Below are 17,341 nucleotides of genomic sequence, written 5' to 3' on the forward strand. Positions count from 1 at the left end.
CAGGCTGGAAGATTAGTGGTATAATAGTAGGTAAGTGGATGTTAGATGAGGAGAGGAAGTTGAAATATGTTTCAAAAATATCGGTTTAATCTCAAGGATTTTAAGTTAGGCATGCGGACCTTGAAGTCAGGAGTGGCTGTTTTTTTAGTGATTTTGCTCTTTGGCTTTTTTAGTCGTCAGGGGGCTCAGATTGCGGCCTTGACAGCTGTGTTTAGCCTGCGGGAGGATTTTGATAAGAGTATTCATTTTGGAGCATCGCGTATCCTTGGAAATTCAATCGGCGGCTTCTATGCCCTGCTCTTTTTCATCTTAGACCAATTCTTCCATGAGCATCCTTTGGTCACGCTGCTTGTCGTTCCGATTTGTGTCATGTTAACGATTATGACAAATGTAGCCATGAATAATAAGCCAGGGATTATCGGAGGGGTAGCAGCTCTGCTAATTATCACCTTATCCATTCCATCTGGGAATGCCATTCAGTATGTCTTTGTTCGTGTCTTTGAGACATTTGTAGGTGTCTTTGTGGCGATTTTAGTAAATTCCGATATTGATAAAATAAAAAAGCGATTACAAAACGAATGATGTTAGAAAATGTGACATAAAATATTGACGAATGGGCGAATTTCTCCTATAATGGTAGGCAGAAAGGAGCTTATCATGAGAGAGAAAGAATTTCGTAGATCCTTAGCGGTTTTTCCGATTGGTAGTGTGATGAAATTGACCGATTTAACCGCTCGTCAGATTCGCTATTATGAAGAGCAGGGCTTGCTTCATCCATACCGCAATGAAGGCAATCGTAGACTCTATTCGCTCAATGATATGGACCAATTATTGGAAATCAAGGATTTTCTCAATGAGGGGCTCAATATCGCGGCGATTAAGAAAGAGTATGCCAATCGTCAGGCCAAGCCTCAGAAAGAGCCGGAAACCTTGACGGATGAAGATGTACGTCGTATTCTCCGTGATGAACTCCGCAACCAAGGGCGCTTTTCTAACCCTACCAGTATCTTTCGTTAGCCGTCCAGTATGGATAGGAATCTTAATTTGAGGAATTAAAGGAGACCATTTATGTCAATTACAGTAGCGGATATCAAACGGGATATTCAAGAGAAGAACGTGACCTTCATTCGCTTGATGTTTACAGATATCTTAGGAATTATGAAAAATGTTGAGATTCCAGCCACTGATGAACAAGTAGATAAGGTGCTATCGAATAAGGCCATGTTTGATGGTTCTTCGATTGAAGGATTTGTCCGCATCAATGAATCGGATATGTATCTGTATCCAGATTTGAACACCTGGACTATTTTCCCTTGGGGGGATGAAAACGGTCGTGTTGCAGGGTTGATTTGCGACATTTATACGACAGAAGGGGAGCCGTTTTCAGGAGATCCTCGTGGGAACTTGAAAAAAGCACTGCGCCACATGGAAAGAATGGGATTCACGTCCTTTAACTTGGGGCCAGAGCCAGAATTTTTCCTCTTTAAGATGGATGAAAATGGCAATCCAACGCTTGAAGTCAATGACAAGGGTGGTTATTTTGACCTTGCGCCAACGGATTTGGCGGATAATACCCGCCGTGAGATTGTCAATGTCTTGACGCAAATGGGCTTTGAAGTGGAGGCTAGCCACCATGAGGTGGCGGTAGGGCAGCACGAAATCGACTTCAAATACGCTGATGTCTTGAAGGCCTGTGACAATATTCAGATTTTTAAACTAGTGGTCAAGACCATTGCTCGTAAGCACGGTTTATATGCGACCTTTATGGCCAAACCAAAATTTGGGATTGCGGGTTCAGGGATGCACTGCAATATGTCGCTCTTTGACGGTCAAGGAAACAATGCCTTTTATGATCCAGCAGACCCTCGTGGTATGCAACTGTCAGAAACTGCCTATCACTTCTTGGGTGGTTTGATGAAGCATGCTTATAGCTATACTGCGATTATGAACCCAACGGTAAATTCATACAAGCGTTTGGTACCAGGCTTTGAAGCGCCTGTGTATATTGCCTGGGCTGGACAAAATCGTTCGCCATTGATTCGCGTCCCTGCATCTCGTGGCATGGGAACTCGCTTGGAGTTGCGTTCGGTGGATCCGACTGCCAATCCTTATTTGGCGATGGCGGTGCTATTAGAATCTGGTCTTGACGGTGTGGAAAATAAAATTGAAGCGCCAGCACCAGTAGAATCCAATATCTATGCTATGACAGAGTCAGAACGCCAGCGGGCAGGTATCGTAGATTTACCATCTACGCTTCACAATGCGATTAAGGCCTTGCAAAAAGATGATGTTGTGAAAGCTGCCTTGGGAGACCACATTTTTACCAACTTTGTCGAGGCTAAGAAAATCGAGTGGGCAAGCTATGCGACTTACGTTTCGCAGTGGGAGATTGAACACTACCTAGACTTGTATTAATACTCTATAAAGATTTAACGAGGCAACGAAATCGCAGATAGAACTAGAGTTCATCACCGTGAGTTCACAAGGTTAGCGTTTGATTTTTGACAAATACAATCAAGGGAAGGATGCCAAAAGGTATCCTTTTTGAGTACACTAAAAACGTATGGATTGTTCCATACGTTTGCGTATCTTATTTATCAGGTGTGAGAATCATCGGAATGATAATCGGTTCACGCTCTGTCTTTTCATATAGGAATGGTCGGAGCGCATTGACGATGGCTCCGTTGACCGACTGGATATTGGCATCTTTGTTTTTGAGCGCAATGCGGATTGCGTTGAACAAGATACGTTGGCTTTCACGAATGAGGTCGCCTGATTCCCGCATATAGATGAAGCCTCGACTGAGGATATCTGGTCCTGCAAGGATCATCTGTGATTGGAAATCAACGGTTGCAACCGCAAGGACGACACCGTCTTCGGATAGGTCTCTACGGTCTTTGAGGACAGCAGCTCCAATTTCTCCGATACGGTTTCCGTCAACATAAATATCTTGAGCATTGAAATGACCTGCCAGACGGGCGCTATCTTTTGTGAGGGCAAGGACGTCTCCATTTTCCATGATGAAAATGTTATCTTTAGGAATACCGGTATCCATAGCGAGTTGGGCGTGGATTTTTTGCATGCGGTATTCACCGTGGACAGGCATGAAGAATTTTGGCTTAATCAGGCGGAGCATGAGTTTTTGCTCCTGTTGACCACCGTGTCCAGAAGTATGGATATTGTTAATCTTACCGTGGATAACCTCTACACCAGCTTCGATTAAGATGTTAATGAGCTTGTTAACGCCAGTTGTGTTTCCTGGGATAGGGCTAGATGAGAAGATAACCGTGTCGCCAGGTTGTAATTGAACTTGGCGGTGGGTGCCGTGTGCGATGCGAGAAAGGGCCGCCATTGGCTCTCCTTGACTTCCCGTACAGAGAATCATAATCTCGCTAGCAGGATATTCTTTAATTTCATTTGGCTCGATAAAGGTATTTTTCGGAACCTTGATATAGCCTAGTTCAATCCCATTTGCGATGGCTTTTTCCATGGAACGACCGAATACGGCAATCTTACGACCTGTCTTGACAGCAGCATCAGCAGCTTGTTGCAGACGGAAGATGTTTGAGGCGAAAGACGCGAAAATAATCCGTCCATGAATGCCTTCAATCAATTTCATAATGGATTGGCCGACCACTTTTTCTGAATTGGTAAAGGTTGGTACTTCGGCATTGGTCGAGTCAGACAGTAAGCAGAGGACTCCTTCTTCTCCAAGAGCAGCCATGCGGTGCAAATCGGCAGGCTCCCCTACAGGTGTAAAGTCAAACTTGAAGTCTCCGGTACAGACAATTTTCCCTTGAGGGGTATCGATGACGATGCCAAGCGGTTCTGGAATCGAGTGGGTTGTACGGAAGAAGCTGACTTTGAGCTGTTTAAAGGTCAACTCGGTGTTGTGGTTGATTTCGTGGAGGGTGGCATCACGCAAGAGGCCATGTTCTTCCAGTTTCCCACGAATAAGGGCAAGGGCAAGTGGTCCAGCATAAATTGGGATATTGGCTTGCTTGAGGAGGAATGGAATACCTCCGATGTGGTCTTCGTGACCGTGGGTGATGACCAGACCTTTGACGCGGTCAATGTTATCGACGATGTAAGAGTAGTCGGGAATCACGTAATCGATACCGAGCAAATCGTCTTCTGGGAATTTAATCCCTGCATCAACGATGATAATCTCGTCTTGGTACTCGATTCCGTAGGTATTTTTACCGATTTCTCCCAAACCACCAATGGCGAATACGCCAACTTCTTGAGATTTTAGATGAACTGACATGGATTAAAACTCCGTAATACTAAAATCGGCGTGAGTTTTTTCATACTCAAGGTGGTTTTCAGACAATAATTCGATAAATTCGATGTTGTAAGCAGTATGCTCTTCCACCAATTGGCGGGCGATGATACGGCCTTCTAATTCTGTTTGTGCGTCGATATCAAGATAGAGGGCGCGTGTTTGCTCGCGGCGTGGGGTAGAATCTTTTGCTTCTTGGTAAAATACTTTATAAATCATATCGTTCCTTTCATTGATGACAAGTCTATGGCAAATGGTTCGGACTATAAAAAAGTAAGAGTGTAAGCGAACTGCTCAAACTCCGAGTTTTTTTGTAAGGTGTAGGCTGTTTTTAATGCCGTCCGAACAGACTAGGCTACCACGAAGATAGTCTTGTCAATTTGTATGTAATTTTCTAGAGTTGTCATTTTTAGTTGTGATTTTTCTACTATTATATCATAAAAGAGGCTTTTGGTAAAAGGAATTGGCAGGAAAATGAAAAATCAAGGGTCTTTCAAAACGTTTTCAAGAAGAGAGATTGTCCAGAATTGAAAAAAAGGGCAAGATAGCTTACAATAGAAGGGACGAAAATCATGTAAAGAGAGTAAAGAATGAAAGTATTAGCGCTTGATACGTCCAATCAAGCCTTGGCGGTGGCCTTGGTGGAAGATGGACGTTTGCAGACAGAAATGACCCTTGCAGTCAAGAAAAATCATAGTATCAGTTTGATGCCGACAATCGACTTTTTGATGCAGTCCGTAGGTTGGCAGCCATCTGATGTGGAGCGCATTGTAGTAGCGCAGGGACCAGGGTCTTACACGGGATTGCGGATTGGGGTTGCGACAGCTAAAACCTTGGCCTATACCTTGGGGATTGACTTGGTGGGGATTTCGAGCTTGCAGGCCTTGGTGCCAAAAGGTGTGGGTGGTCTAGTCGTGCCAGTCATTGATGCGCGCAGAAATCATGTCTACGCTGGTTTTTATAAAGATGATCAGTCGGTCAAAACCGATACCTATCTTTCTTTTGAAGACTTGCTAGAAGAGGTCAAAGGCTATGAACATGTGACTTTTGTAGGCGAAGTAGAGGCTTTTATTGAACAGATAAAAGAAGTCTTGCCGCAAGCTCACTATCAAGCGACCTTGCCGTCTGCCTATCAACTCGCCTTGGACGGAGCAGCTGCTCCAACAAGCGAGGTCATGTCTTTTGAACCGCGCTATCTCAAGCGGGTCGAAGCAGAGGAAAATTGGCTCAAAGAGCACGAGGAACAAAATAAAGAAAGCTATATCCAGCGCGTATGATAGAAGTTGAAGAATATCGGGGTCAGGAAGAACTAGCACCAGCCCTCTATGAAATCTTGGCAGATGTCTATACCACCTCTCCTTGGACGGTCGAGCAGATGGAAAGAGACTTGGTGCAGCCAGAGACGGTCTATTATTTGGCAAAACAGGACGGTGACATTCTTGGCTTTCTAGCTGTCCAGCAGTTGGCAGATGAGTTGGAAATCTTGCAGATTGCCGTGAAAAAAGACGCTCAAGGTCAGGGAATTGCGGGGCGCTTGCTAGGTTGTATTGAGTCTTTTGCGGGTGCGGTATTTTTAGAGGTCAGGGCTTCCAATCAGCGTGCGAAAGGCTTATATGAGCGCTATGGATTTGAAGAAATTGGCAGACGCAAGGGCTATTACCATGGTCCGGTAGAAGATGCCATTGTGATGAAAAGAGAGAAAGATGAACGATAGATATATCCTTGCGATTGAGACCTCTTGTGATGAGACCTCGGTTGCGGTATTAAAAAATGATGCGGACTTGTTGTCCAATGTGATTGCGAGTCAAATAGAGAGCCACAAGCGTTTCGGCGGAGTGGTTCCTGAAGTAGCCAGCCGTCACCATGTCGAAGTGATAACGGTCTGCATTGAAGAAGCCTTGCAGGAGGCTGGGATAAAGGCTAGGGATTTGACGGCGGTTGCGGTGACTTATGGACCAGGCTTGGTCGGAGCGCTTCTAGTCGGCTTATCCGCGGCAAAAGCCTTTGCGTGGGCAAATGATTTGCCGTTGATTCCTGTCAACCACATGGCAGGGCATTTGATGGCGGCGCGCAGTATCAAGGAATTAGAATACCCCTTGCTAGCCTTACTAGTCTCTGGTGGTCACACAGAGCTGGTCTATGTGCCAGCGCCTGGCGAGTATAAAATTGTCGGAGAAACACGAGATGATGCGGTGGGAGAGGCCTATGATAAGGTCGGTCGTGTCATGGGGCTGCCTTATCCAGCTGGTCGTGTCATTGATGAATTGGCGCACAAGGGAGAAGATATCTATGATTTTCCGCGTGCCATGATGAAAGAGGATAATCTGGAGTTTTCTTTCTCAGGTTTAAAATCAGCCTTTATCAATCTCTATCACAATGCCGAGCAGCGAGGAGAACATCTGTCCAATGAGGATCTGTCCGCTTCTTTTCAGGCCTGTGTCTTGGATATTTTACTCGCCAAAACCAAAAAGGCCCTTGAAAAATATCCTGTTAAGACCTTGGTGGTCGCAGGCGGTGTGGCTGCCAATCAAGGCTTGCGTGAGCGCTTGGCGCAAGAAATCAGTGATGTGGAGGTTCTGATTCCGCCTTTACGCCTCTGTGGCGATAATGCGGGCATGATTGCCCTAGCGGCTGTGAGTGAGTGGAACAAGGAGAATTTGGCCTCCCTAGACTTAAACGCCAAACCGAGTCTGGCATTTGAAATGCTGGAGGATTGATTGGAGAGACTATAGAGCCGACAGGCTCTCAGAACGTAGACAAACCCAAATTTCTATTCAAATAGGTTAAAAAGCTCTGCTAACTCAACATTCGATTTTTCGATTTTCGCGAGCGGAGCGAGCCTCATCAGATACTTTTTTTCAATCGGAGAGCCGACAGGCTCTTTTCTTCATCGCTTAATGAAGGGTCAAAGTTCATTCGACTATATATAGAAATCATGATTTTCTGAAACTATCTTGAAAAGGTTGACGATAGGGCTTTTCTAGCTTATACTAGAAAAATAGATACAGGAGTTGAGAAAGGAGAAAGCGATGCAAACATCATTGGTGAAAGAAGGAGCGATCGATGCGATTCCAACGGTTTTGGGCTATGCGAGTATAGGGCTCGCTTGTGGGATTGTCTCGGTCAATTCAGGCATTTCGCCCTTGGAAATGGGCTTGATGAGCCTGTTGGTCTATGCAGGAAGTGCGCAATTTGTCATGTGTGCCATGATTTTAGCGGGTGCGCCTTTGATGTCGATTGCGGTGACCATCTTTTTTGTTAATCTGCGTCACTTTCTATTGAGCCTGCATACAGCCACCATGTTTCAGGAGAATTCCTTGGGTTCTAACCTTTTTATCGGGTCTTTTTTGACAGATGAATCCTATGGCGTCTTGTTGCGCAAGCATTTGGAGCATCCGAAGGTGTCTCCCGACTGGATGTATGGCAACAATCTGGCAAGTTATGCTTCATGGGTGATGTTTACCGTTTTGGGAAATCTCGTGGGCAGTCTGATTCCGAATCCTGAACAGTTGGGGCTTGATTTTGCTTTGGTTGCCATGTTTGCAGGGATTTTTGCTGGACAACTGGAAGCCATGGCTAGGCAACTGCCTTTGAAGAAGATTGGCTTGATTTTGTTGAGTGTATTTGTGGCCTATATGGGGCTAGGAATGGTGGTATCAAGCTACATTGCGGTTCTTATTGCAACCTTGGTCGGCTGTTTTGTGGGGGTGATGGTAGATGATTGATAGGTACGTGTTCTTGGCTATTCTCATTGCGCTAGTCGTAACCTGGGTGCCTAGGGTCTTGCCCTTCGTCTTGACCAAAGGAAAATCCCTGCCACCCCTTGCTCTTAAATTCTTACGTTTTCTGCCGCTTTCCATCATCTTTGCGCTGACCTTATCCAGCGTCGTTGATGAGCGGGTGGGGAACTTTCCAAGGTTTCTGCCGATTGAAACCCTCGCCTTATTCCCTACTTTCTTTGTCGTTTTAAAAACAAAGAATATCTTGCTTGCTGTGGTAGTTGGGGTAGCAGTTACAGCGGGTTTACGCTTCCTTTCAGGGTTCTAACATACGAAAAAGTTCGAGGGAAACATCTCGAACTTTTATGTTATTTCAAACGGAAGGTCTTGGGTGCTTTTTTGAGGAGGATCAGATAGCCGATGCCGACATAAAGGCTAATCCCGATGGAAAGGCCCAGAATATAGAGTGGACTTTCGATTTTTAGTTGGGTATTGAGATAGGCGAGCCAGTATAAGGCTCCGCTGAGAATGCGATAGAGAGGGTTGACAATGTCCATATCCTTGGTGAAAGGCTGGAGAATGTAGTAGATAAAGAGGTCGTGGAAGGAAAAGAGGAAGGTGATACTGAGCATGAGGTAGGCGGTCAGAAGAGTCAGTTGCCACGAATACTGGAAATGCCCTATGAGCATGATGATGAGAAAGAGAGCTGCAGCAAAGATGCTATTGAATTTGAGTGTTTGGATAAAGCGATAGTTAAAGCCAGCCAAAATCGTTTTAGTCTCCCGATAAAATGGATAATGGAGCATGGAGATGTCGCAGTTGACAAAGACCATTTGGGTGATTGTCTTACCGAGAGAGCCTGCATACATGATCATGAGCGTAAATGGCAAGAGTGCTATCAATCCCTCCTCCGGTAGTTGGATAGGTTCGTGTGCAAAGAATGTAATCGTGGCAAATAGAGTAGGAATGATGAGTAAGAAAGCTAGCCGTTTTTTCAATCCTTTTGTAAGAATACGATGATAGCGCTGGAACAAAAGGGCATTGAGGTAGGTCATACCTGTCAGATGAGACAGATCTTTTTGCTTGTCCAAGCTCAATTTTTCCTGCATTTTGAGCCCCTGACGGGTATACTCATTGCCTTGGGTCATCTGGAAGATTTGCTTATCTAGCGCAAGGGATTCTTCCATGCGGAAGTTGAGGAATTCAGCTATCTTGTCAAAGGCGAGAATAGAGCGCAAGCTGATGATGAGCAGGGGAATTTGGACAAGCAGTAAAGCTAGTAGCCAGTAGGCATTGAGTGCATCTCGTTTGAAAAAGGCAAGAAGTGCAAAGGCAAAGCCTGGGATGACAAGCGCCCAACTTTTCCAAGACGAACGTTTCACTAAGCTATGGCGTTTAAAGAACCAGAAATTACAAGCAAAGCCGGCTAATTGGGCAGTAGGAAGAGTGAAGATACCAACTGGGAGAATCAGCCACTGATGTGCTAGACCGCTCAAGACTATCAAGGCAGGAATATAGGCCAGACTATGAAGAATAGGCTCCACCAACAATTGACTTTGTAAAAAGAGTCTTTGGGAGAGTTTGAAATTCACCATAAATGCTCGATTTTCCTTGGAAATGAATGGTTCAAAACCTTGCGAGAAGCGATACATCAGTCCTGTTATGCCAAACCAGATGGCAAATCCAAGCAAGTAGCCTTCTGGGCGAAGTGGAAAAGGTACGGGGTCAGCGCCCATGGCTATATTGATAGCACCATTAGCAATGATCACATAGATTGTCAGCCAGATAAACTTAGCCAAAAACCGCAAAGGGATGTCTAGAAGAGTGAGAATGTAAAAGAGAATTTTTTTGAATGAGTAGGAGCGATAGACTGTTTCTGGAATGGATGAGCCTACCAAGGGGATTTTTCGAAGGTAGTAGAGCAAACCATTGACCTGCTTGCTGAGGTTGAAGTTTTCCTGATACCAGGTGTAACGTAAAATGTCTTTCATGTTCCACCTCCTATTTATCTGCCAGTAAGTTGACCACCTCTTGCTCAAAATCAGCATCGTGCAGGCGCTCGCTTGGGACAGCCTGTAATGTATGATGGTGCAAGAGGACAATCTCGTCGCAGAGGTCTTGAGCTAATTGGAGGATATGGGTAGAAAAGATGATGACGGAATCTTTCTTAGCCTCGCGAATAAGCTGCTTGAACTCATGAGCCGCAACAGGGTCAAAAGAGGTGAGCGGTTCATCGAGCAAGAGAACCGGTGGCTGTACGATGAGCGAAAGGAGGAGCTGGACCTTGTTTTGCATACCGTGGGAGAAATCCTTGAGCAGGCGGTGTTGGTCTTCTTCGTCAATGCCAACGAGTGTCAGCCATTCTGCGGGGTTGCGATGGTGACGGAGCTTGTCCTTGTGGATGTCCATGTAAAAACGGACAAATTCAAAAGCTGTCATAAAGGCAGGCAGCTGCGGATAGGTCTGGGTAAAGCCGATATCGGTCGAGTCATAATCGTGTCGTTGACCCTCTTCTTCAAACTGAATGCTGCCTTGTTCAAGGACGAGGTTGCGGGCGATGCAGTTAAAGAGGGTGGTTTTTCCTGCCCCATTTCTGCCGAGAAGTCCATAAATCTTTCCTTGTTCAAAGGTGAAAGAGGCATCTTGTAGGATGACCTTTTGGTCAAATTGTTTTGAAATGGAATTGAGAGTTAGTTTCATCATGAAAGATCTCCTTTTAGGATAGAGTGTTAGAGGGGGTTGGCATTGGTATGAAGTTGAGATAAGCGGGTCAATTGCTGCCCGTCAGCGTCGAAATTGCTATCTGCAAGCCATTGTTCGAGAGCCTGCTTTTTGTCTGGCCATTCTTTATCTAGAAGAGAGAACCAGTCCGTATCTCTGTTTCTTCCTTTGTAGACGACAGCTTGACGAAAGGTTCCTTCGTAGGTAAATCCCAAGCGTTTAGCTGCCTGTCTGCTAGGCTGGTTGAGATGGTCGCATTTCCATTCGTAACGGCGATATTTCAGCGTTTCAAAGACATATTTCATCACGAGATATTGGGCTTCGGTTGCTTGGCGTGTTTGTTGCAACTCGTCAGAGTAAATGACCCAGCCCATCTCTATCACTCGGTTTTTGGTGTCGATGCGCATGAGGGCGAAAGTCCCAACAGCTCGATTAGATGCTTTGTCGATAATGGTCAGGTAGTAGGGGTCGGTAGAGGCCATCATGTCTGCCAGGTACTGGTGAAAATCGTTCCGCTCGGTAAAAGGGGTGATGGATAAATAGGTCCAATGTTGAGCAGAGCTTGCAGGGCCATGAAGCTGGGATAAAAGTCTCATGCGTCCTTAAATTTTATAGTTTTAACAGTTTGACGCAGTAGTTGTCTGGTTTGTAAAACGTTGATAAATCAACATTCTACAAACCTAGTCAACCTTGCGGGGGTGCGACAACGAAATCGAACTCTTGCGAGTTACCGATTTCTGTCCCACTCCCTCGTAAAAGCCCTCTAAGGCATCTCCGATTGCTTGTCCAAAATGATTGTAGCGCATACATTTTCTCCTCTCTCTGTGTCTTTGTTCTATATCTATCATACAATAAAATACAAAAAAATTCAAGGGGTGCCTTGAATTTTATGAAAGTGGTATCGGCTGTATGCCTGCAACCCAGCCTGTGCAGAGGCAGTAGGTGATGTTGAAACCTCCTGTGTGGGCGTTGATGTCCAGCACCTCACCCGCAAAGTGCAGTCCTGAAACTTTCTTGCTTTCTAGGGTTTTGGGATTGATTTCCTTGAGGTCGACGCCGCCCTTGGTGACAAAGGATTTAGCAAGTGACATTTTTCCAGTGATTGGGATTGGTAGCCCTTTGATGGTCGCGATTAACTGCTTGCTTTCTTTTGGTGATAGCTGTTTGACCTTGAGCGGATAACCGTCTGCGAAAAACTCTGCTAGGCGTTCGGGAACGAGAGTTTTCAAGACATTTTTGAGGGATTTTTCCCGCTCTTTTTCAAGGAGCATGGCGAGGTCTTCTTGGCTCACTTGCGGTAGAACATCGAGATAGGCCGTTTCTCCACCCTTGACAAAGCTAGACAGGCGAAGGGCGGCAGGGCCAGAGAGTCCAAAATGCGTGAACAAGAGGTCGTGGGTGATGACGTGTTTGTCGTAGTGTAGGGTCACATCATCGAGGGAAATTCCTTGAAGAGCCTTGTGGGGAAAGTCGGTCAGAAGCGGACTTTCAGCAGCTTCAATATCCGTCACGGCGAGCTTGAAATGGCGGGCAATATCGTGTCCAAATCCTGTTGAACCAGTTGAGGGATAGGCCTTACCACCTGTGGTGACAATGACCTTGTGGCTGGTAAAGGTCTGCTCTGCTGTCTTAATCTGAAAGGTCTGGTCGATTTTTTTGACAGAAAGGACCTCTGTACCTGTGCGAATGTCTACACCCAAGTCTAGCATCTTCATCTCCAGCGCCTTGATGATGGTCTGGGAACGGTCGGTCGTTGGAAAGACCCGTCCGTGGTCTTCGACTTTTAGCTTGACCCCATTGTCTTCAAAGAAATGAATGATGTCGTGGTTGTCAAACTGGGAAAAGACACTGTATAGGAAACGTCCGTTGCCGGGAATGCCTGCCAGCAAATCTTCCAGCGTGCCGTTGTTGGTCACGTTGCAACGCCCACCGCCTGTGCCGGCTAATTTTTTGCCGAGGCGTCTGTTTTTTTCAAGGAGGAGGGTTGATTGACCGTAGAAACTCGCTGCGATGGCAGCCATCATGCCGGCAGGTCCTGCCCCAATAATAATGGTATCAAAATGTGTCATAAGGTATCCTTTTTCAAATCGTGCTGGATTGTTCGTGTTTATTTTTATTGTATCATAAAAGGGGGCAAAGCCAGTCTGAAATGGTAGGAAAATTTGACAGGAATAGGTGGTTGTGGTAATATTTTAATGATACAAACAAGAAAACATCAAGCAACTGAGGATATTATGGGAATTGAAAAAACAGTCAGCGAATTAGCGGAGATTTTAGGAGTTAGTCGCCAAGCGATGAACAACCGCGTCAAGTCTCTTCCAGAAGAGTTCGTTGAAAAAAATGAAAAGGGCGTGACGGTTGTCAATCGGGCTGGCTTGGTCAAGCTAGAAGAGATTTACAAGACAACTATTTTTGAAGATGAGCCGATTAGTGAAGAAGTCAAGCAACGCGAGCTGATGGAAATCTTGGTGGATGAAAAAAACGATGAAATCAGCCGTTTGTATAAGCAGCTTGAGGTCAAAGACAAGCAAATCGCTGAAAAAGATGAGCAGTTGCGGGTCAAGGATATTCAGATTTCTGAAAAAGACAAGCAATTGGATCAGCAGCAACAACTGACCTTGAAAGCCATGGCAGACAAGGATGTGTTGAAGTTGGAATTGGAAGAAGCAAAGGCGCATGCACAAGAAAAAACCAAGGGCTTCTTCGCACGATTATTTGGACGATAAAGAGTTTGGGACGCAAACAGTCTCAGACTTTTTTTCTTTTGTGAATAGAACAGCCCAATGGCAAGTGCTTGGGAGGTGGTTGAAATTGGGCTCAAAGAAGCTAGAATTTTAAAATGAAAAGGGTTACAATAAAACCAAGGAGGACGACATGATTGATAACCGAACCATTGCAATCTTGATGGAATTGTTTGCCAATCAACAGATGAGCCTGTATGAATTAAGTATTCAGACAGGAATTGAAAAAGAACAGTTGTTGGCGAGTTTGCATCAAGTCAATCTGGTATTGGAAGCACACGCTTTTGCGATGATTGAAGAGCGAGATGGTGTCTACCAAGTACCAGAAGCTCTGCTGGAGGAAAGTTATCAGATTTTTGAATTGTTTCGCAATAAGCAAATCTACCTGTCCCAACAAGAGCGGCTTGTCCTCATCTATCTCTACACCTTTATTCGGAAGGATTTTATTTCCAATGTTCATTATCAAGAACTCTTGAGTGTCAGTCGAAATACGACGCTTTCGGATATAAAAAATGTGAAAGAGATGTGCTTGCAGTTCGGGGTATCCTTTGATTATACGCGGGCGCGTGGGTATCACTTAAATGGGTCTGAAAAAGACAAGCATCGTCTGGCTCTATATGCCATTAGTGATTGCTTGCAGACCTCAATTGGGCTTTGGGCCTTGGATTATGTTCTTCGGTCTTGGCAGGAAGACAATGCGATTGATCTTTTGAAAAAGACCAGTCAGCAGGCTTGCCAATTCTACCAAGTTTCAGCCTTGGAAGATCGTTTGGACGAGTATCTCTACTTTTTACAATTTCTGGCGGTTCGGACAGAACGGGTTCAGATTGAGATGAACTGGGAGACGGAGACAACCTTTGCTTTTATTGAAGAATTTGTCGGGCAGCTATGGGGTGTCCTACAGACCAAGAAAGGGTTGAGTTACCCCTTGTCAGACGCTTGGAAGGCTTACCTGGCGCAGCTGTTACAGGGGTGTTTAGAGGGCAACCTTGAGCAGAAAGATAGCCTCTTTTATCGGTTGACGGTCGAGATTGTTGAGGAGATGGAGCGCTTGTCGCTGATTGAATTTGACAATCGTTTGGAGATGATTGAGGGCTTGCAGCGCCACTTGATTCCTGCTTACTATCGCTTGACCTCGCAATTGGTCAATGTCAACTCGTACACGGATGTGATTAAAGAAGAACACAAGGACTTGTTCCAGTTGGTGCAAAAGGCTTTAGCGCCTTTAGAAGCCCATCTCGGATTTGCCATTCCAGATAGCGAAGTATCCTACTTTGTGATTCATTTTGGTGGCTACATTGAGGCCAAAAAAGAGCATTCTTTTCGCTACCGTGCCTTGGTGGTCTGTCCTAACGGGGTCAGCTCATCCTTGATTGTCAAAGAAAATCTGCGCCAACTGTTTCCAAATATTTCCTTTGCGGATACGCATTCGCTGAAAGAATTTGAAGAGAGTCCGAGCGAAGAGTATGACATGGTATTTGCGACGATTAAACTAGACACAGCCTTGCCTTTCTTCTTGGTGCCTCAGTTGATGACGAGTAGTCAAAAGAAAGATTTGTTCCAGCTGGTCAGTGCGCAATTTCCCAATGCAGGGTATTTCCCGATTGAAATTGAACAGTTACTGTCGGTGATTAGCAAGTATGCAACGATTCATCGTGAACAGTCCTTGAAATATGAGTTGGTGCAATTTATGAACCAGCAATCCTATGAACGAAGGAGACGAAGTCCTATGTTAGGCGAACTTATTACGAAAGAGACCTTCCAGCGCTCGAACGAGAGCTTGGATTGGAAAGAAGCGATTGCCCTAGCAGCCCAGCCGCTAGTCGCAAACGGTTCGGTGGAAGAAGGGTATATTGATGCCATGATTGGCAAGGTGACAGAATTTGGTCCCTTTATTGATTTGGGAAAAGGCGTAGCCATTCCGCACGCGCGTCCAGAAGATGGGGTCAATCATATCGGCATGTCCATGCTCGCCTTGGAACATCCAGTCTATCTTTTGGATGATCCGGCGCATGAAATTCGTCTGTTTATCTGCATTGCTGCAATTGATAACCAGACTCACTTAAAGGCACTTTCAGGTTTAACAACCATTTTACGAAAGGAAGAACATATTCAACAACTCATCAAGGCAAACTGTTTTGATGATATCGCAGACTTAATAAAGGAGGTTAACTAATATGTTACGAATCGGTACTGCATGTGGTTCAGGATTGGGGTCAAGTTTCATGGTACAAATGAATATTGAGTCCGTCTTGAAAGACTTAGGCGTTTCAGATGTAAACGTTGAGCACTATGACTTGGGTGGTGCAAATCCAAGCGAAGCAGATGTGTGGATTGTCGCTCGTGACTTGGCAGATTCTGCTACTCATTTGGGAGATGTCCGTGTCTTGAACAGTATCATTGATATGGATGAACTAAAAGAACTCGTCACAGCCATCTGTCAGGAAAAAGGCTTGATTTAATGGCTCTCGTATCTTTCTAATTGAACTTGAGCTAAAAGCTCTCGTATCTTGAATAAGGAGTATTTATATGTTTTTGGATTTTTTAATTGATATCGCAAAGACACCTGCGATTTTGGTGGCTCTGATTGCGATTTTAGGGTTGGCTTTGCAAAAGAAGCCAGCAGCTGACTTGATTAAAGGTGGTTTGAAAACCTTTGTTGGCTTTATTGTCGTTGGTGGTGGTGCCAACATTATCATTAGCTCGCTAGAGCCATTTAGTAAAATGTTTGAACAAGCCTTTCATTTGACTGGGGTTGTTCCAAATAACGAAGCGGTCGTAGCGGTTGCACTGACAGAATACGGAACGGCAACGTCTTTGATCATGTTGCTCGGTATGGTCTTCAACATCGCGATTGCACGCTTCACGCGCTTTAAATACATCTTCTTGACAGGTCACCATACCCTTTACATGGCTTGTATGATTGCGGTGATTCTATCTGTGGCAGGATTTACTTCTGCTGGCTTGATTGTCATGGGTGGATTGGCCCTTGCCTTGATTATGACCCTGTCACCAGCCTTTGTTCAAAAATACATGGTACAGTTGACTGGAAATGATAAAGTGGCACTCGGTCACTTCGGTTCACTTGGTTACTGGCTCAGCGGTTTCATCGGCGGTCTTGTTGGCGATAAATCTACCTCAACAGAAGACATCAAATTCCCTAAAGGATTGGCTTTCTTGCGTGATAGTACCGTAAGTATCGCCATCTCTATGTCTGTGATTTACATGATTGTTGCCTTCTTTGCAGGCGGTGACTACATCAAGGAAAATCTGAGCGGCGGTACAAACAGCATGGTGTATGCCCTCACTCTTGGCGGAACCTTTGCGGCAGGTGTATTTGTCATCCTATCAGGTGTTCGTCTCATCTTGGCGGAAATTGTTCCAGCTTTCAAAGGAATTTCAGAAAAATTGGTACCAAATTCAAAACCAGCCTTGGATTGTCCGATTGTCTACCCATACGCTCCAAATGCGGTCTTGATTGGTTTTATCTCTAGCTTTATCGGTGGTATCGTGAGCATGTTCATCTTGATTGCGACAGGTGGCGTTGTCATCTTGCCAGGTGTGGTGCCTCATTTCTTCTGTGGTGCGACTGCAGGGGTAATGGGAAATGCCTCAGGTGGTGTTCGCGGTGCGGTGATTGGTTCATTCGTACACGGTATCTTAATCAGCTTCCTCCCAGTCTTCTTGCTTCCAGTTTTAGGAAATCTTGGATTTGCAGGGTCAACATTCTCTGATGCGGACTTTGGCTTGTCAGGAATTTTCCTTGGACTCCTAGCAGATCACGGTGGAGTGACGACAGTTTCAATCGGTATCTTTGCAATCTTGGCATTGATGATTGGTCTATCAGTGATCAAGAAAGATCAGAAAGAAGGATAAAC

At 45.2% G+C, this 17,341-nt stretch carries 19 protein-coding genes; 12 read left to right on the forward strand and 7 right to left on the reverse strand.

Annotation, left to right across the window (positions count from 1 at the left end):
- Positions 1–66: 66 nt before the first annotated feature.
- The 3 genes from BU202_RS08365 to glnA all read left to right on the forward strand — a co-directional run bounded on the left by BU202_RS08365 (position 67) and on the right by glnA (position 2,415).
- Positions 67–582 (forward strand): FUSC family protein, encoded by a 516-nt coding sequence (locus BU202_RS08365; RefSeq protein ID WP_075105331.1) that lies wholly within the window; start codon positions 67–69, stop codon positions 580–582.
- Positions 583–657: 75 nt separating this feature from the next.
- Positions 658–1,017, forward strand: a complete 360-nt coding sequence (locus BU202_RS08370; RefSeq protein WP_075105332.1) for a MerR family transcriptional regulator — start codon at positions 658–660, stop codon at positions 1,015–1,017.
- Positions 1,018–1,068: 51 nt separating this feature from the next.
- Positions 1,069–2,415, forward strand: a complete 1,347-nt coding sequence (glnA, locus tag BU202_RS08375; protein ID WP_075105333.1) for a type I glutamate--ammonia ligase — start codon at positions 1,069–1,071, stop codon at positions 2,413–2,415.
- Between the two features lie 175 nt (positions 2,416–2,590).
- On the opposite strand, the gene rnjA is transcribed toward glnA, so the two are convergent.
- Both rnjA and BU202_RS08385 read right to left on the reverse strand, forming a co-directional pair.
- Positions 2,591–4,267: a ribonuclease J1 gene (rnjA, locus tag BU202_RS08380; protein WP_075105334.1), complete on the reverse strand. Its 1,677-nt coding sequence runs from the start codon at positions 4,265–4,267 to the stop codon at positions 2,591–2,593.
- Between the two features lie 3 nt (positions 4,268–4,270).
- Complete coding sequence (locus BU202_RS08385) at positions 4,271–4,501, reverse strand: DNA-dependent RNA polymerase subunit epsilon (protein ID WP_075105335.1); 231 nt, start codon at positions 4,499–4,501, stop codon at positions 4,271–4,273.
- A gap of 371 nt (positions 4,502–4,872) precedes the next feature.
- Between BU202_RS08385 and tsaB the strand changes: the two genes are divergently transcribed.
- The 5 genes from tsaB (at position 4,873) to BU202_RS08410 (ending at position 8,329) form a co-directional block, all read left to right on the forward strand.
- The gene (tsaB, locus tag BU202_RS08390; protein ID WP_075105336.1) at positions 4,873–5,559 is read left to right on the forward strand and encodes a tRNA (adenosine(37)-N6)-threonylcarbamoyltransferase complex dimerization subunit type 1 TsaB; all 687 of its coding nucleotides are present in this window, start codon (positions 4,873–4,875) and stop codon (positions 5,557–5,559) included.
- Entirely contained in the window at positions 5,556–5,996 is a 441-nt protein-coding gene (gene rimI / locus BU202_RS08395) for a ribosomal protein S18-alanine N-acetyltransferase (protein WP_075105337.1), read from the forward strand. Before tsaB ends, rimI begins: the two co-directional genes overlap by 4 nt.
- Entirely contained in the window at positions 5,986–6,999 is a 1,014-nt protein-coding gene (tsaD, locus tag BU202_RS08400; RefSeq protein WP_075105338.1) for a tRNA (adenosine(37)-N6)-threonylcarbamoyltransferase complex transferase subunit TsaD, read from the forward strand. Before rimI ends, tsaD begins: the two co-directional genes overlap by 11 nt.
- Positions 7,000–7,311: 312 nt before the next feature.
- On the forward strand, positions 7,312–8,007 hold the full coding sequence (locus BU202_RS08405) for an AzlC family ABC transporter permease (RefSeq protein ID WP_075105339.1): 696 nt from the start codon (positions 7,312–7,314) through the stop codon (positions 8,005–8,007).
- Complete coding sequence (locus tag BU202_RS08410) at positions 8,000–8,329, forward strand: AzlD domain-containing protein (RefSeq protein ID WP_075105340.1); 330 nt, start codon at positions 8,000–8,002, stop codon at positions 8,327–8,329. The genes BU202_RS08405 and BU202_RS08410 overlap by 8 nt, the downstream gene beginning before the upstream one ends.
- A 40-nt stretch (positions 8,330–8,369) precedes the next feature.
- On the opposite strand, the gene BU202_RS08415 is transcribed toward BU202_RS08410, so the two are convergent.
- The 5 genes from BU202_RS08415 to aao form a co-directional block, all read right to left on the reverse strand.
- Positions 8,370–9,992: a hypothetical protein gene (locus tag BU202_RS08415; RefSeq protein ID WP_075105341.1), complete on the reverse strand. Its 1,623-nt coding sequence runs from the start codon at positions 9,990–9,992 to the stop codon at positions 8,370–8,372.
- A gap of 10 nt (positions 9,993–10,002) precedes the next feature.
- Positions 10,003–10,701 (reverse strand): ABC transporter ATP-binding protein, encoded by a 699-nt coding sequence (locus BU202_RS08420; protein ID WP_075105384.1) that lies wholly within the window; start codon positions 10,699–10,701, stop codon positions 10,003–10,005.
- Positions 10,702–10,730: 29 nt separating this feature from the next.
- Positions 10,731–11,318 (reverse strand): GNAT family N-acetyltransferase, encoded by a 588-nt coding sequence (locus BU202_RS08425; RefSeq protein WP_075105342.1) that lies wholly within the window; start codon positions 11,316–11,318, stop codon positions 10,731–10,733.
- An 84-nt stretch (positions 11,319–11,402) separates the two neighbouring features.
- Positions 11,403–11,528 (reverse strand): hypothetical protein, encoded by a 126-nt coding sequence (locus tag BU202_RS10705; RefSeq protein WP_279626021.1) that lies wholly within the window; start codon positions 11,526–11,528, stop codon positions 11,403–11,405.
- Positions 11,529–11,609: 81 nt separating this feature from the next.
- Positions 11,610–12,791: an aminoacetone oxidase gene (gene aao / locus BU202_RS08435; protein WP_075105343.1), complete on the reverse strand. Its 1,182-nt coding sequence runs from the start codon at positions 12,789–12,791 to the stop codon at positions 11,610–11,612.
- 165 nt (positions 12,792–12,956) lie between these two features.
- Here aao and BU202_RS08440 point away from each other — a divergent pair, with 165 nt between their 5' ends.
- The 4 genes from BU202_RS08440 (at position 12,957) to BU202_RS08455 (ending at position 17,339) form a co-directional block, all read left to right on the forward strand.
- On the forward strand, positions 12,957–13,448 hold the full coding sequence (locus BU202_RS08440; protein ID WP_075105344.1) for a DUF536 domain-containing protein: 492 nt from the start codon (positions 12,957–12,959) through the stop codon (positions 13,446–13,448).
- A 148-nt stretch (positions 13,449–13,596) separates the two neighbouring features.
- On the forward strand, positions 13,597–15,639 hold the full coding sequence (locus tag BU202_RS08445; protein ID WP_075105345.1) for a BglG family transcription antiterminator: 2,043 nt from the start codon (positions 13,597–13,599) through the stop codon (positions 15,637–15,639).
- A gap of 1 nt (position 15,640) precedes the next feature.
- Positions 15,641–15,925, forward strand: coding sequence for a PTS sugar transporter subunit IIB (locus BU202_RS08450; RefSeq protein WP_075105346.1), 285 nt, complete (start codon positions 15,641–15,643; stop codon positions 15,923–15,925).
- Positions 15,926–15,992: 67 nt separating this feature from the next.
- Positions 15,993–17,339: a PTS ascorbate transporter subunit IIC gene (locus tag BU202_RS08455; protein WP_075105347.1), complete on the forward strand. Its 1,347-nt coding sequence runs from the start codon at positions 15,993–15,995 to the stop codon at positions 17,337–17,339.
- Positions 17,340–17,341: the final 2 nt, after the last annotated feature.

This window comes from Streptococcus cuniculi (assembly GCF_001921845.1).
Classification (GTDB): domain Bacteria; phylum Bacillota; class Bacilli; order Lactobacillales; family Streptococcaceae; genus Streptococcus; species Streptococcus cuniculi.